The organism is Roseivirga sp. AWQ4_251 (genome assembly GCF_056158225.1).
The window spans coordinates 1,464,896-1,479,173 of the sequence record NZ_JBSWSW010000001.1; the positions used below are offsets into that span (position 1 = coordinate 1,464,896).

Annotated in this window: 13 protein-coding genes; 6 read left to right on the forward strand and 7 right to left on the reverse strand. The window is 39.0% G+C overall.

Going from position 1 to position 14,278, the window contains the following annotated elements:
* Nucleotides 1–44 precede the first annotated feature (44 nt).
* Both ACXACJ_RS06530 and ACXACJ_RS06535 read right to left on the reverse strand, forming a co-directional pair.
* Nucleotides 45–971 carry a dimethylarginine dimethylaminohydrolase family protein gene (locus ACXACJ_RS06530; protein WP_475133537.1) on the reverse strand — a complete coding sequence of 309 codons (927 nt, stop codon included), beginning with the start codon at nt 969–971 and terminating at the stop codon, nt 45–47.
* A gap of 40 nt (nt 972–1,011) precedes the next feature.
* A complete protein-coding gene (locus ACXACJ_RS06535) occupies nt 1,012–2,277 on the reverse strand; it encodes a TCR/Tet family MFS transporter (protein ID WP_475133538.1) in 1,266 nt (421 codons plus the stop codon).
* 161 nt (nt 2,278–2,438) lie between these two features.
* On the opposite strand from ACXACJ_RS06535, the gene ACXACJ_RS06540 reads away from it, so the two are divergent.
* The 5 genes from ACXACJ_RS06540 (at nt 2,439) to ACXACJ_RS06560 (ending at nt 6,379) form a co-directional block, all read left to right on the forward strand.
* Nucleotides 2,439–2,825, forward strand: a complete 387-nt coding sequence (locus ACXACJ_RS06540; RefSeq protein WP_475133539.1) for a hypothetical protein — start codon at nt 2,439–2,441, stop codon at nt 2,823–2,825.
* A 244-nt stretch (nt 2,826–3,069) separates the two neighbouring features.
* Nucleotides 3,070–3,936 (forward strand): MbnP family protein, encoded by an 867-nt coding sequence (locus tag ACXACJ_RS06545; RefSeq protein ID WP_475133540.1) that lies wholly within the window; start codon nt 3,070–3,072, stop codon nt 3,934–3,936.
* Entirely contained in the window at nt 3,926–4,978 is a 1,053-nt protein-coding gene (locus ACXACJ_RS06550) for a cytochrome-c peroxidase (protein ID WP_475133541.1), read from the forward strand. The genes ACXACJ_RS06545 and ACXACJ_RS06550 overlap by 11 nt, the downstream gene beginning before the upstream one ends.
* Nucleotides 4,971–5,891, forward strand: coding sequence for a hypothetical protein (locus ACXACJ_RS06555; RefSeq protein ID WP_475133542.1), 921 nt, complete (start codon nt 4,971–4,973; stop codon nt 5,889–5,891). Before ACXACJ_RS06550 ends, ACXACJ_RS06555 begins: the two co-directional genes overlap by 8 nt.
* 8 nt (nt 5,892–5,899) lie before the next feature.
* Nucleotides 5,900–6,379 (forward strand): hypothetical protein, encoded by a 480-nt coding sequence (locus tag ACXACJ_RS06560; protein WP_475133543.1) that lies wholly within the window; start codon nt 5,900–5,902, stop codon nt 6,377–6,379.
* 68 nt (nt 6,380–6,447) lie between these two features.
* Here ACXACJ_RS06560 and ACXACJ_RS06565 read toward each other — a convergent pair whose 3' ends face one another.
* From ACXACJ_RS06565 to ACXACJ_RS06585, 5 genes are all read right to left on the reverse strand, one after another.
* Entirely contained in the window at nt 6,448–7,350 is a 903-nt protein-coding gene (locus ACXACJ_RS06565; protein ID WP_475133544.1) for a hypothetical protein, read from the reverse strand.
* A gap of 73 nt (nt 7,351–7,423) precedes the next feature.
* Complete coding sequence (locus tag ACXACJ_RS06570; protein WP_475133545.1) at nt 7,424–9,061, reverse strand: ABC-F family ATP-binding cassette domain-containing protein; 1,638 nt, start codon at nt 9,059–9,061, stop codon at nt 7,424–7,426.
* A gap of 83 nt (nt 9,062–9,144) precedes the next feature.
* A complete protein-coding gene (locus ACXACJ_RS06575) occupies nt 9,145–9,993 on the reverse strand; it encodes a hypothetical protein (protein ID WP_475133546.1) in 849 nt (282 codons plus the stop codon).
* Nucleotides 9,994–10,007: 14 nt separating this feature from the next.
* Nucleotides 10,008–11,456, reverse strand: coding sequence for a hypothetical protein (locus tag ACXACJ_RS06580; RefSeq protein WP_475133547.1), 1,449 nt, complete (start codon nt 11,454–11,456; stop codon nt 10,008–10,010).
* A gap of 6 nt (nt 11,457–11,462) precedes the next feature.
* Nucleotides 11,463–13,730, reverse strand: a complete 2,268-nt coding sequence (locus ACXACJ_RS06585) for a hypothetical protein (protein ID WP_475133548.1) — start codon at nt 13,728–13,730, stop codon at nt 11,463–11,465.
* A gap of 173 nt (nt 13,731–13,903) precedes the next feature.
* On the opposite strand from ACXACJ_RS06585, the gene ACXACJ_RS06590 reads away from it, so the two are divergent.
* A complete protein-coding gene (locus ACXACJ_RS06590; RefSeq protein WP_475133549.1) occupies nt 13,904–14,131 on the forward strand; it encodes a hypothetical protein in 228 nt (75 codons plus the stop codon).
* Nucleotides 14,132–14,278 lie beyond the last annotated feature (147 nt).

A 14,278-nucleotide genomic window follows, 5' to 3' on the forward strand; every position in this document is an offset into this window, starting at 1 on the left:
AATTCTGTTTTATATTGAATTGTGATAATTGCAATCGTTGCCGCCTATTTCGAGGATTTAGCTCTTTTCAAAGGAAGTGTAGAGCATCTTAATAAGCCGCTCAATTTTGAGTTTTCGCGGTACTCAACTTTTAAGGTTTTGTAGCCTCTTTTTTCAAGTTCTTCAATCAATTCTGTAAAGGTTTGATCGATGATAATGGTATCCGGTGCTACTGAAAAAATGTTGGGAAACATTCTCATCATCTGATCTTGATTTACCTTAATCAGATTCTTCTCCTCAAATAAGTCGTAAATGATTTCAGGCTTTTCTAAAAATCCATTTTCATAAATAATAGCCTCGTTTTGACCAATCGGTTGAAAGGTACAGTCTAAATGGAGAATGTTTTTGGTTCTGTCATCTGACACAAAAAGAGGGATGGCATGTACTTTTCTATTCGGAAATGAGGCTTTAATGAATTCGTAACCTTCCCAATTGGTTCTGGCGCTAATGCCAACAAAAATGTGTTCGTTCCAAAGAATAACATCGCCACCTTCAATACTGGCTTCTTTAGGTGGAGTCAATATCTTTTCAGGTGAAATTCTGCTTGTTACATGAGCCACTCCAGGCAGTTCCAGTTGGCGGACATCTTCCTGCATACTTCCCATTACATAGAAATCATCAATTACAAAACCGATGTCTCTAGTGAAGATTTGCTCAATTCCAGGGATGTTTTTAGGGCGAAAAACTTCTACACCTTGGCTTTTCAATGCCGATTCTAAAGTGGCAATTTCTCTCATGATATCGACCTCATTGGGGTAGGTACCATGTTCCATATGCCATTTGCTAGTGGGGTTAATGTCCAGTTCTTCCCCCAAGTCAGAACCGATGCCCAATACAACCGCTTCTAGCTTATCGGTTTCGTTTGTTATGTATAGTGGTATATAGCTATTTGAGTTTTCGGAACGCTTCTCGCTCATAAATTTGTTGTTCATTGAGCGCCCAATTTGGTGATAAATGCCTAGAAAGACCAGTTTAGGCCGCTTCAATTGGAGATTCCTCTAAGGATTTGGAGCTAGAATCTTGTTCTGTTTCTGGGTGGTAATTTCTTAAAGTTCTGGAAGCGAAGTAGATACTTAGCATAACGAGCAGAGCGCCTAAAGCGAAAGAAGCTCCCGGGAAATATATACTGCTTTTTACTGTGAAATAGCTAAAAATGGATGTCATGATTAGCGGCCCAAAAATATTGGCCAGATTTTGAAGGCTTGTGATTGCCCCCATTAATTCGCCTTGCTCGTTTGCTGGAACCATGTTCGACATAATACTCTGAACAGCAGGACCAGCAATTCCTCCCAAAACATAAATGGTAGTAATGGCATAAACCATCCATTCCTGATACATCATAGAGAAAAGAATTAGTCCAAGGCAATTAAAAGTCAAGCCTGTGTAAATGGCAGTTTTAATGCCTACTCGTTTTACGAAAATTTTAACAAGAACCGCCTGAACAATTGAAACCAAAATGCCCACATACATTAAAGAAAGGCCGATTTGAGTTGAACTCCAACCAAATACCTCATCGGTAAAAAACGACCAGTTGCTATTTACACTGTGCGTGGCAATGTAAATAATGAAAGCGGCCGTGATCATGCCCATCATAAGAGGGTATTTCTGAAGTTGTTTGAATGATCCAAACGGATTGGCGCGTTTCCACTCAAATTCTCTTCTGTGTTCTTTTTTGAGCGATTCTGGCAAAACGAAAAAGCCATAAATGAAATTTACAAAAGTAAGGCCTGCTGCCACATAGAAAGGAAGTCTGATATGAAGGTCGCCAAGAACTCCGCCTAAAAACGGCCCCAAAACAAAACCAAGACCGAAACCTGCATACAGAATTCCAAAGTTTTGTGCTCTTTTTTCTGGTGGACTCACATCTGCAACATATGCCGATGCTGTGGTAAAGCTTGCTCCGCCAATTCCTGCAATAAGTCTCCCAATAAACAATAAAGAAAGAGTAGGGGCGAGTGCTAGAAAAAGGTAATCGATGGTAAGCCCAAATAAAGCGATGAGCAATACAAGTCGTCTTCCGTATTTGTCGCTAATGCCTCCCATTATTGGAGCAAAAAAGAATTGCATAATAGCATAAGATGCGAGGAGAAGTCCGCCTAAATAGGAGGCTTCTGCTGGGCCTTTTCCGGTGAGTTCTTCCAAAAGCTTAGGCATAACAGGAAGAATAATGCCGATACCTATTACATCGATTAAAACGGTAACGAAAATGAATCCAATGGCGGGAGTGCGTTTAGACATGGTTTATCAAATTGCTTCGGAATTTATGCAAATCATTTGTTTTGGCTATCATCCATGTCAATCTAAAACAGATACACCCGTTTAAATATGATTTTATTCGTTTGCCAAAAAATGAAGATAAGTCTTTGAATCTTCTTTTTTAGTAACCGACATTTGCAGCAATGTCAGCAATTCGATCATTTATAATCGGTGTGGTGATTTGCTCCCAATTGGTGAGCACATTGCTTCTGCCGCTGATCTATCTCGACTACGAGATAAGGAAAGATTATATTGCTGAGTTTCTGTGTGTCGAAAGAGACAAGCCCATTACAGTCTGTTATGGTAGCTGTGTTTTGAGCAAAAACCTACAAACCGCTCAAGACACTAAGGAAAAGTCTGAAAAGGTGATTCCTAAAGATTTTACCTTCTTCTGTAATGTGCAACAGCAGAGCGCAGCAATAGGTGAGGCCAACTGGCAATTGTTGCAAAACGATTCGCCAAAAGCTTATAACGAAGAAATCCCGAGCGATATCTTCACTTTCGATATTTTCCATCCTCCCCGGGCTTAGATTCCCCACTCCCAATTTGTGTATTAACTGCTGTGTTTTCCATTCGCTCAAAGTGAATGAGAGAATGCCTTGTACACTATTTTCTAAACTAAATAATAAAGCGAATTCGGTTTAAGCTTAAAGCTCTTCTTTCTAAGTGGAGCTACTGAAAACCTGTGTCTATTAGTTCCAAAGTGAACTTTTAGGCTGAAGGTTTATGCATAAGTTTTTGCCGAATCGAATAGAAATCTAAGAAATCATAAAAATGAAAATATCTAAAATAATAGCGCTGTTGGCGCTAATCGGAACCATTGTGTCTTGTAGTAGCAACGATGATCCAAGCCCAGAAGAATTCGGAACCTTTCAACTTTATTTCGATAACAAAGTAGGCCCTAATGAGCTGGTACTTTCTGAGCCGGGTTCAACCACTTACGATTACGAAACTGCCAATGGCGAGAAATTCAACATGTCTATGTTGGGGTATTATGTGAGCAAAATCAAGCTTGAAGGCCCAAATGGCGAACTTTTCGAAGATGAAGTAAGCGTTTCTGCCAGTGAGTTTAAAGGATACTATCAGGTTTTGGAAAGTGATGCCAGCACGCACAATATTGTGGTAGAAAATGTTCCTGCTGGTTCATACAACAAAGTCACTTTTACCATTGGTGTTGAAGAAGATGGCGTTCAGGAAGGAGCTTTGGGCGGTGTTTTAGATCCTGCCAATGGTGCCTGGTTCTGGAATTGGAATGCGGGCTACATAGGTCTGGCCATGGAAGGAACTGCCGAAAATTCTCCTCAGCAATATGTAGATTGGGGTGGTGGAGCAGAAACTCAGGAGAAAACTTTCGCCATTCACATTGGAGGCTGGAAAGATGTTGCTGGCAATGAAAACTTTGTGAACAATGTAAGAACCATCACACTTGATTTCGGCACCACAGTTTCTGTTTCTGAAGAACTTTCTCCCAATGCACATATTATTACAGATGTGTTGAAGCTTTTGGATGGGGCCAATATTGACTTTAGTTCAACTTATTCAGTTCATGCACCTAAAGCCGGAAGTCCATTTGCCAATCAATTAAGCAGTGCTTTTCAGGTAAATCATGTGCACCAGAGCTCTAATGGTCATGGTGACTAAAGGTTTATTCAAAAAGTGCCTGGCCATTGGCTGGGTGCTTTTTTCCTTTTGGTCTTGCCAGGGTGGAATGGAAGAAATGCCTTCGGAGGAATTCGCATTTGTGAAGCCTCCGCATTTTCCCGAACCGACTTACACCTTTCAGAATAACCCTGTTACAGAGGAAGGTTTTCTGTTGGGAAGAAAGCTGTTTTTCGATCCCATTTTGTCAAGAGACAACAGTGTTTCGTGTAACAATTGCCATCAGCAATCGAGAGCGTTTGCCGATTCGCCATTGCACAAAACCAGCATTGGCGTAGATAGCCAGTTCGGAATCAGAAATGCGCCATCCATTGCTAATATGGCCTTTCTAAAGGAGTTTTTCTGGGATGGAGGCGTAACGCATCTGGATTTTGTGCCCATCAATGCCATAGAATCTGATGTGGAAATGGACGAGTTGCTGGAGAATGTGGTGAAGAAGTTGAATGCCATTGAAGAGTACAAGAAGCTTTTCAAAGAAGCCTTTGATGTCGATGAAATCACTTCGCCATTTATGCTTCATGCGCTTTCTCAATTCACTTCCATGATGGTTTCGGCCGATTCTAAATACGACAGATACCTGTTGGGAAAGGAAGAGCTGACTGTGAATGAATTGACAGGACTAGAACTATTCGAACAGAAATGTTCGAGCTGTCATGAAGGCGTATTGTTTACCGATCAGAGTTATCGAAACAATGGAATCAGCTCCATTTTTGGCGATGAGGGCAGGGGCAAAATCACGGAAGATGTTGCTGACAATGGCAAATTTCGAGTGCCAAGTTTACGGAATGCGGCTATTACAGGCCCATATATGCACAATGCGAGATTTTCCACTTTAGAAGAAGTGCTCGACCATTATTCGGAGAATATGGTGGATTCTCCCACGCTTGATCCTTCATTCAAAAATGGAGAAGCGGTGGTTGGAATTCCCATGACAGAAGAAGAGAAGGCCAGGATTATTGACTTCATCAACACCCTGACCGATTACACATTTATTTCAGACGAAAGATTCAGAAATCATGAATAGAAAAATAATTCTGGTTGCATTACTGACCATTATGAGCATTCCCAAAAGCTGGGCTTGCGATGTGTGCGGATGCAGCCTTTCGGGCCTTTATTTCGGTTATGTATCCATGCAAAACCGACATTTTATTGGCCTAAAATACAGTTCAGCCTCTTTCAAGGCTTTTATCGATAATGATGATTACTACTATGAAGATGAGTATTCTCACGATACTTATCAGCGATTCGATTTAACAGGAATGTTCAGGGTGAACCAGAAATTTCAGTTGAGATATGTGGTGCCATTTATCAGCAATCACATGGAAGGTTCTCATCAGAATGTCCGTTCATCGGGCATTGGTGATCCGATGATTTTGGGATACTATTCCATTTTCAACACTTCCGAAAACATGGAAGGGATTGTGCATTCGCTGAGCCTGGGTGCAGGTTTAAAACTGCCGGTTGGTGAATTCAAAAAAACGGATGATGGCGATATTATCAACCGTAATTTCCAGTTAGGTTCAGGTAGTTTGGATTATATACTTTCCGCCAATTATATGGTGAGGTTTGGAAAGTTTGGTGCCAATGTAAAGTCTTCTTACAAGATGAATTCAGCAAATAGTCTCAACTATAAGTTCGGGAATCAGGCCAATGTGGCTCTGAACCTTTATCGCTATGTAGAGACTGCCACGGTTTCTGTTTTGCCTTTTGTGGGTGGGTTTTATGAAAATGGAAACTACCACTACAATCAGGGAATTCGCGAAGCCAATACAGGTGGAAATTCTCTTTTGGCGACATTAGGAACTCAGATTTTCTTCAAAGGACTGACCTTAAATGCTCAGTATCAGATTCCTGTTCAACAGAAATTTCACACAGATGCTTTCGCTTCGATTAAAGGAGGCAACAGGTTGTCAGTTGGGGTTTATTATAGCTTATAAAGAAGATTATGAGAAAGCTAATAAACAGAACCACGACTCTGGTTTTAGGTGTTGCTGTGGCTTTGATGGTTGTGGTTTCTTCTTGTCAGCCGAAAGATGAGCAGCAAGAAAGAATCGATGAACTAAAAGAGCAAGTGATTGAAATTCATGATGATGCCATGGCTAAAATGGGCGAGATTATGAAGTTGAAAGCTGAGTTATCCAAACTTGATGATGAGACTATCCCTGACAGTTTGGTAAGTCACAATGTAGAAGCATTAACCAAAGCTAATGACGGCATGATGACCTGGATGCGGAACTTCTCAGCAAGATTTCCTGAAGGAACTTTGATGGGAGGAGAGACTGCATCTGAAAGCAAAGCCGAAATACCAGAAAAGGACAAGCTGACCAAAGCTCTGGAAGAAGAACTTGAGCTTGTGAAAACTGTCGCTGAGGATATTGACAAAGCGATTAAAAATGGAAAGGAGGCTTTAGAAAAGGCTCACTGAGTTCTGTTTGCTATGATAACAACTTCCCAAAAGCTTCAAGCTTTTGGGAAGTTTCTTTGAGCTAGTGCTTACTTTTCAAAAAGAGTCAACCACAATTCTGCAATCTGCTTGCTGGGAAACCAGGAGGTAATTCCTTTGGGTAGGGGCTTTAGGCTATCTTCCACGATTTCATGAGTATCGATTGACGCTAAATAACCGGAAGAAGGCAAAGGAGCGAGGCCTGAACTTTTCAATCTCATTGGTATGATCAGGTCGAAGTACTTTAAAGCAAAGACTTCAGACTTGGCAAATTCGTGACCTTGTCCGGGCTCTTCTGCAAAGATCCATTGGGCACCAAATCGCCTATTGACTGAAAAAATGCCCTCGACAATTTCGTTTCGATAAGGATTATCTATTTCTCCGGTGAGAAATACGCCTGGAACTTTTCGCGTAGCTTCTGAGGCCAGCGCAGTGTAGTATACACCTCCTTTATTCACTATAAACGAGATAACCCGCTCTGGCTTCCAGCAAGCGAATTCGTAATTGAACTCTCCACCGGCCGACATTCCCCAAAAAGCAAAGGGGGCTTTTTTCAGTTCAGGGTGTCCGCTTTTATCTGCAAGTCTGTCAAGCACGTCCAGCATCGCCTGACCGCTGCCTTGACTGACATCGGCATAATGCTCAATGGCCATATTCTCACTTCGCTTATCGGTGATATGTACTGCCAATAAAGCCATATTATGCTTTTGGGCCAGAGCTTGCCATTCGGGCTTTTCCACCATATTTCTGCCGTTGCCATTCGAGCCGGGCACCATCACGATGACACCGGCTATTGTATTGGTTTCCGGGCCAATCCATAAGCGAAATGCTGCTTTCTGAAAGTTATTACCGTTCATTAGGCTGTCTTCCAAAACAGTTTGAGCATGCGCGTTCTCTAACCCTGAAAGAAAGAGGGTGATAATCAGAAGGGATAAAAATGACTTCTTCAGCATAATAATTTCAATTAAATGCTGAAGATAAGTATCCTAGAATGGATTGAGCAACAATATGTGATGAGCAGCAGATTTATGCTTTGCGCTCAATTTCACGTAGGTTTTCCATCTTTTTGTTGCGAAGGAAACCATTAATGTCTTCCAAATGCTCTTTGATTCGTTGATTCCCAAATTCAAACACTTTCGTGGCTAGGCCATCAAGGAAATCTCGGTCGTGGGAGACAAGTACCAAAGTACCATCGAAAGCTTTAAGGGCGTCTTTAAGAATGTCTTTAGTACGAATGTCCAAATGGTTTGTAGGTTCATCCAGAATCAAAAGGTTGACAGGTTGCAATAAAAGTTTCACCATGGCCAAACGTGTTCTTTCTCCACCAGAAAGCACTTTTACTTTCTTATCGATAGCATCGCCCGAGAACATAAAGGCCCCCAACAAATCTTTGATTTTGGTTCTGATATCGCCTTGGGCAATTTCATCTATGGTTTGGAATACGGTAAGGTTTTCATCCAAAAGAGAAGCCTGATTTTGGGCGAAATATCCGATCATTGAATTATGGCCAACGGTAAGAGTTCCGTCAAAATCAATTTCACCCATTACAGCCTTTACGAAAGTGGATTTACCTTGACCATTTTTACCTACTAAAGCAATTTTTTCTCCTCTGGCAACCGTAAACGAAGCGCCTTTGAAAATCACATGATCGCCATAGCTTTTGCCCAAATCATCGACAATGATTGGGTAGTTTCCAGAACGAGGGGCAGGAGGGAACTTGATGTTTAAAGCGGAAGTATCTACTTCATCTACCTCAACAATCTCTATCTTCTCAAGCATTTTCACCCTCGATTGAACTTGGAGAGTTTTAGAATAAGTGCCTTTAAAGCGCTCAATAAACTGTTTGATTTCTGCAATTTCCTTAGCCTGATCATCAAATTGCTTTTGCTGCTGTTCGCGCCTTTCTTTTCTCAGTTCTAGATAATGCGAATAATTGGTTTTGTAGTCATAGACCTTTCCACGAGTAATTTCGATGGTTCTGTTGGTCAGGTTATCGACAAAAGTTTTATCGTGGCTGATTACCATTACGGCTTTCGCACTGTTCTTTAGGAAATCTTCCAACCACTGTACCGATTCAATGTCCAAGTGATTGGTAGGCTCATCGAGCAAGATCAAATCTGGTTTCTGAAGCAGGATTTTAGCGAGTTCAATACGCATTCTCCAGCCACCACTAAATTCATTGGTTGGTTTTTGAAGGTCGGCACGTTCGAACCCAAGACCAAGAAGTGTTTTTTCTACTTCAGCATCGTAGTTAATATCTTCAATACTGTAGTATTTTTCGCTGAGTTCAGAAACTTCTTCAATGATTTTACTGTACGCATCAGATTCATAATCGGTGCGAGTTTCCAGTTGATGATTCAACTCATCAATTCTAGTTTTCATGCTTTGGATTTTGGCAAAAGCTTTAGAGGCTTCTTCAAAAACAGAGCAATTATCTTCTGTAAGTAAATGCTGAGGCAAATACGCGATAATGGCATCTTTTGGAGCAGAAATCTTTCCGTGTGTAGGGTTGTTCTTCCCTGCAATAATTTTCAGCAGGGTAGATTTACCTGCACCGTTTTTACCCATGAGGGCAATTCGGTCATTATCGTTAATGTTAAAGGTTACATTGTTGAAAAGTGTGTGTCCACTGAATTCAACCCCAACGGCATCTACTGAAATCATGAATCGAAATTTGGCCGCAAAGATATGGAATCTTCAATTCGTGTAATGTGGTTTTGATGAATTAATAAATAAGCTGAAATAACTCACCAAAACAATTGGGATGGGATTTCTGCGGTGATCATTAGATTCTCTGATTTTGACTTTGGGTATTGGAATTTCGCCAAAGCTTGTCTCCAAAGTTTATGGATCCTTTCTGGTCTAATAGCATTTGGGTTTTGATGGTTGTACGTAGCGGATTCTATCACCACAATTTTGTCTATACCACTGAGGTCTGTGTCCGTTTCGCATGATTCAATAATCTTGCTTGCGTTTTCTTCGCTTTGAGTTGTGAAAAACAACTTTTCGCCACATATGGATGGGTCACACTTTTCTACCAAATCGGAAAGAAATATTAAAATTTTATAGTCCTCTTCGGTTGAGTTGTAAGCAATGGTTTTGCTTAAGGTAGAAAGCGCTCTAAAATGACAGCTTCTGGCAATACTAACCCTATCCTTGAATTCTTCTTCATATAGCTTTTGAAGTTTTCTACCCAGTGAGTTTATATATTCGTTTTTTTCTTTTTTGAATTTTTGATTTTCAAGGGCTTTTAGTTTTCGTTCGGAAAGGGTTTTAGGGTTAGGGTACTTTGATTTAGGTCTTTGATATTGGAGAATTGATCCATTGATATGATTGTCCAATACATAAAAGACAAACTTCATTTTTTCAGCCCCATTTATGGACAATATCTTTTTAGCATCGGTAATCACCTTTGAAATTTGCTTTGGGTCTTCTAAGGTTAAATCACAGACTACGGTTATCAATGTGTCCTTTTTTTGAACTACAAAATTTGATTTTGGACTTAAATCATCTTTGGCAGGCAACAGTTTCTGACTGTTGTTGGCATAAAAAAGGTTAGAGAAGGAGATTGCAAAAAGTATAAATAGGGTTTTCATGATATGATAGGAAGTTAGTTTTTTCTGAGTTTCTTATAAAAATTAGTGGAGTTCATTCGGCTTCTGAGCTCCATTGTATTATCGAAAAGATCGTTAGTCTTAGTAGGATTTTGTGGATTTACAACGCCATGGCTGTGCCCCAATTCATAACAAGACATTAAGTAGTTTGAAATTTGGAGTTCTGCTTTTGAGAGCCTCCATGTAAATGAGCTGGGTAAAAATGAGCTTTCGGTATTCGATAAATTTATGGAAGGAATTGATTCGACTTTGGATTGTAAAGCATGGGAATCAGCAGTTAGTCGAGAATGAAAACTTTTCCATGTACTACAATGAATTTCAGTTTCCTTTAAATCCTCAGAAGCTGAGTTGTATTCTTCTTTGGCTCTATTGGTTTCCTTGTTGTGTTTTCTCTTATGAAAAAAATTAAAGATATGGTTTAAGCCTATTGAAGCACATACCCCACCAATTATCGGGAAAATAATAGTAATCAAGATTAGGGCAGCCTTTTTACTAAAAGATAAAGCTTGATAATAGCCCTTATACTTTACTTTATTTAAAGACTTTATCGTTTCAATTCTAAAATAACCAAGGGCAATCAATGTCAGCACAGTGATTAGGAATAAACCTAAACTGATCCAGAATTTTCTTTTCTCTGAATTTTTTAAGTGTTTTATATCATCTGATGAGGGGGAATGTTCACTATTGAAATATTTTCTAAATAGAATAAAACTATATGGAGATTTTCCGATTAGATAGTCGTAATATACTTTGAAGTAGATTGCACAAAGGGCTATCCCAGAAGATAGAATAAAGACTTCCCAGTTATTAACCAAGACCTGTTTAAAGTGAATGAACAGATAAGCGATTCCTGATTCCTTGTTAGCAATTTTATCTAATTCGAATCCTTCCTTTGTTAGTTCAACTGCTAAGGGGATATCAGCGATGATTAATATGAATGCAATAACTAGATAGAAAACCCCTAACCCCCGAGAAAAGCTGACAAAATCTTTTAGATAACTTTTGAGAATGAATTCATTGGCAGCGTAGGCTTTCAGATATTTTTGATGAAGTTCATATTCGTTCTCACGCTTTATCTTTTGCAGGTTTTCTAATCCATCACAAATCCCCTGTGAAAGCGCTCTTACAGGTTCCAAAACGTGGGTAGTAATGGCGTAGATTTTCAATTTGGCCTGTTCTCGATTTACAACTCCTGTAGAGCCATCACGAAAGCCTTGTTTTTCCATTTTTTTACCGCTTTCATTGATATTTCTGTTCAATGATTCTACCTCTTTTAGTAGCGTATCGGGTAGATTGTCTTTAACCAACAACTCAAAATCGTTGAATGAATCATATTCATGTGAAGATTCATTTTTTGGGGCAGACCCTGATTTGGGTGACTTTGACTTTTTACCAGAGAAAAATTTACGGATGGATTTGAGTTTATTTTTGAAAAAATGTTTCATCGGATTTTAAAGTTTGTTGTTCAGGTACCATTGCCCTAGTTCATATCCTTCTGATAGCTCGAGCCATATTTTTTGACTTTCTTGTTGATGCTTGTGCTCAAATTCTAGACTTTCTGTCTTGTTGTTCACAATTTCAACTTCTACGTCAGTGATCTGATCTTCAATGTTTTGTTTTTCCTTTCGGGCATTAAGAATGGCTTGGGGTTCTTCACCTTTTCTGAGTTTGTCCATTTCATCGTATGACTCTGCTATCCTTGTTTCTAACTGATGAATTACATTCAGTTTATCTCTGATTTCGAAGTAGAGGTCGGTGAAGTATTCTTTGGCGATATAATTGTCGAAATTGAGTTCCCCAGAATTCTTGGAAGGAATAATTATGGGATTGGGGTCTTCAGTATTCGAGTCTTGAGTTTGCTTATTTTTTGTGTTTGGATTTTTCCTCCAAAAAATAATTGCCTGAAGAGGGTTGTTTTCTGGGGTCGGGGATTGTTTTTTTTCAACCAAGCCTTTCCAGAGATTTCTGATTTTCTTTCTTAAAGAATTTGAAGTTTGATCTTTCAGCAACTCTACCTCTTCTTGATTTTCTAGAGAAATGGAATCAAATATTTCATAATTGACCACCTTGAAAGCATGTACAAAATCCTTTTGCGGAATTAGTCTCCATCTTTTTTGATGACGCAATTCAGAATAATACATTATGCTGTTTTCGTAATCTATGATGTCGGATTCTGTTTGTTTGGCCAGTAAAAAGAAAGAGCTGAGTTTTGCGAAATAGGCTATGATTAAGCCTGAGGTGAAAGCCATAACCACGAATAAACTAAAGGATGTTCTTTCAATGAGCTTTGCGCCTTTAATAGGACCGAACATTTCGTAGGAGAGAACCAGAATGAAACCGAGTAACAGAACGGAAAGAGATACGAATAATTCCCAGAAATGGAGAGCCTTAAATTGCCCCTTGGAATCTAACCTGTGTTCAATCACATAATTGACATAGATAAATAATATGCCTCCGATAGCCAGAGCAATAGAGGAACCAACGACTTGACCTGACAATGCATTTGTAAGTCCGGCAAGATTGTCACTTCCATTCTTTGAAAAGCTTAATAAGAAAATGGCAATTAAAATAGCCATTAGGGCTATAAGAATATAAGGAAGATTTTGAAGCCAGATTAAGGTTGAGAAACTCAGTTGCCTAGGGAGTTTAGGTTTGCCGTTCTTCTCAAACTTATCTGGTTTAATAGATTCTGAACTGTTGTTGGGGAGACTTTGAGAGGGTACAGGGCTCACCAATCGATCTAAGAGAATGAAAAGAAATGTAATAATCCCTAAAGCAAGAAGAATAATTAGGGTCGCAATCAATAGATTCAGTAAGGCTCCTAATATATTTTGCTCAGGTTGGAATACCTTTTGACCAAAATTTAAGAGAGAATCGAGAATGAATGATATTTTGTCAGCACTTCCGTATTGCGATTTTTCTGCAAAAATTGAGAAAAACCAACCCGTAGTGGTCATGGAGGTAATTGCCGCCAGCCCAAGAATGCTAATGACCTTATTGCTGACGTGAAGCTCGTTTAATTTGCCCAGTCTAGTATTTAAAAGTGATAAGAACTGTCTCTTTTTGTTGGCTTCTTCTGTCAGATAGTCAATAAATCGTGTCCAAGCATTTTGTATGGATTGTTCTTGATCTTTGTCTTTGAGGTCGATTGTTTCGTTAACCAGATTTACACTGTCTAAGAGTTTTGTGATTTGACCTTTTACTTTGTCTATCCGGGTGCTGATTCTGTTTTCTAAGAATTCTTTTTTTCTTAAGAGAAAAGTAGATAACAAAGCAATTACCTCTTTTTTAACTGATTTTACCTTTTCAATTAACAAGCTCCTTTCTTGAATCAGGGCTTCCGAAGAGTTGTAATAGTTTCTTATTACATCAAGCTTTTCTTTTGAGTTGTTTCTAAGGCTTAGTATTCTTGCATGTAAAAATTGAATACGCTCATCGATGTATTTTTTATACGAAAATTCAATCTGATTTCTTTCTTCAATGTGAAATGTCAGGAGGTCGCTATATGACTTTTGTGTTTCTATTGCATAATAGAAGCCTATTTTTTGATAGTGATTATCTCCAATCTGAGTTTGAGAAGAAATATCGACAGGTTTTGGTTTATTAGCCTTTTGTTTTTTCTTCTTGGATTTTTTAGAAAAAATGAATGGCCTGAAACTCCATTTTCTTCGACCATCCTTCTTATTAGAATTTTTATCTTCTTGACTAGTGGTATCCATAACAAGACTTTGGTTTTGGTTGACTCAAAGTTTTATAATGGAAGTCCTAAATATTAGCTAGTTTCTGATGATTTGTAACTCCTCAGTTCTGATGAGAATAAGAAACGTAAGTACTGAGGGCTTTTTCGATTAATCAATCCACAAAATTTGAAGTAGATCAAAACATATAAATTATGATTACTTCAAACTATCAATCCCAATTTTTTAAACCGCAGTGGTTCAATTCATTGCTATGGGCAAATTCTATTGAAATGAGAATGAGTCCTCCGCCAGACGAAGATGATGATTCAGAAGATGGTGGAGGAGGAGAAGGCGAGGGTTCTCCCGATGATCCACCAGTCGTGGAAACCGACAAACCAGGTGATCCTTCTAGTTCTAATAATCCTAGAGTGGTCCAATAGTAAATTGAAGTATAAAGATAACAGGCAGGTTACATAAAGTCTGTTATCTTTATTAACTATGAGGAAATGCATGATTTTAGCTTTTATAATTTCTTTGATAATTAATAATTGCTTGGCGCAGTTGCCTTCTAATGTAAAGGAGTTAAA

What these genes read in the sequence shown, in the direction of transcription:
- ACXACJ_RS06530 (WP_475133537.1), bottom strand. Translation starts at nt 971, where the DNA reads ATGAACAACAAATTTATGAGCGAGAAGCGTTCCGAAAACTCAAATAGC.
- ACXACJ_RS06535 (WP_475133538.1), bottom strand. Translation starts at nt 2,277, where the DNA reads ATGTCTAAACGCACTCCCGCCATTGGATTCATTTTCGTTACCGTTTTA.
- ACXACJ_RS06540 (WP_475133539.1), top strand. Translation starts at nt 2,439, where the DNA reads ATGTCAGCAATTCGATCATTTATAATCGGTGTGGTGATTTGCTCCCAA.
- ACXACJ_RS06545 (WP_475133540.1), top strand. Translation starts at nt 3,070, where the DNA reads ATGAAAATATCTAAAATAATAGCGCTGTTGGCGCTAATCGGAACCATT.
- ACXACJ_RS06550 (WP_475133541.1), top strand. Translation starts at nt 3,926, where the DNA reads ATGGTGACTAAAGGTTTATTCAAAAAGTGCCTGGCCATTGGCTGGGTG.
- ACXACJ_RS06555 (WP_475133542.1), top strand. Translation starts at nt 4,971, where the DNA reads ATGAATAGAAAAATAATTCTGGTTGCATTACTGACCATTATGAGCATT.
- ACXACJ_RS06560 (WP_475133543.1), top strand. Translation starts at nt 5,900, where the DNA reads ATGAGAAAGCTAATAAACAGAACCACGACTCTGGTTTTAGGTGTTGCT.
- ACXACJ_RS06565 (WP_475133544.1), bottom strand. Translation starts at nt 7,350, where the DNA reads ATGCTGAAGAAGTCATTTTTATCCCTTCTGATTATCACCCTCTTTCTT.
- ACXACJ_RS06570 (WP_475133545.1), bottom strand. Translation starts at nt 9,061, where the DNA reads ATGATTTCAGTAGATGCCGTTGGGGTTGAATTCAGTGGACACACACTT.
- ACXACJ_RS06575 (WP_475133546.1), bottom strand. Translation starts at nt 9,993, where the DNA reads ATGAAAACCCTATTTATACTTTTTGCAATCTCCTTCTCTAACCTTTTT.
- ACXACJ_RS06580 (WP_475133547.1), bottom strand. Translation starts at nt 11,456, where the DNA reads ATGAAACATTTTTTCAAAAATAAACTCAAATCCATCCGTAAATTTTTC.
- ACXACJ_RS06585 (WP_475133548.1), bottom strand. Translation starts at nt 13,730, where the DNA reads ATGGATACCACTAGTCAAGAAGATAAAAATTCTAATAAGAAGGATGGT.
- ACXACJ_RS06590 (WP_475133549.1), top strand. Translation starts at nt 13,904, where the DNA reads ATGATTACTTCAAACTATCAATCCCAATTTTTTAAACCGCAGTGGTTC.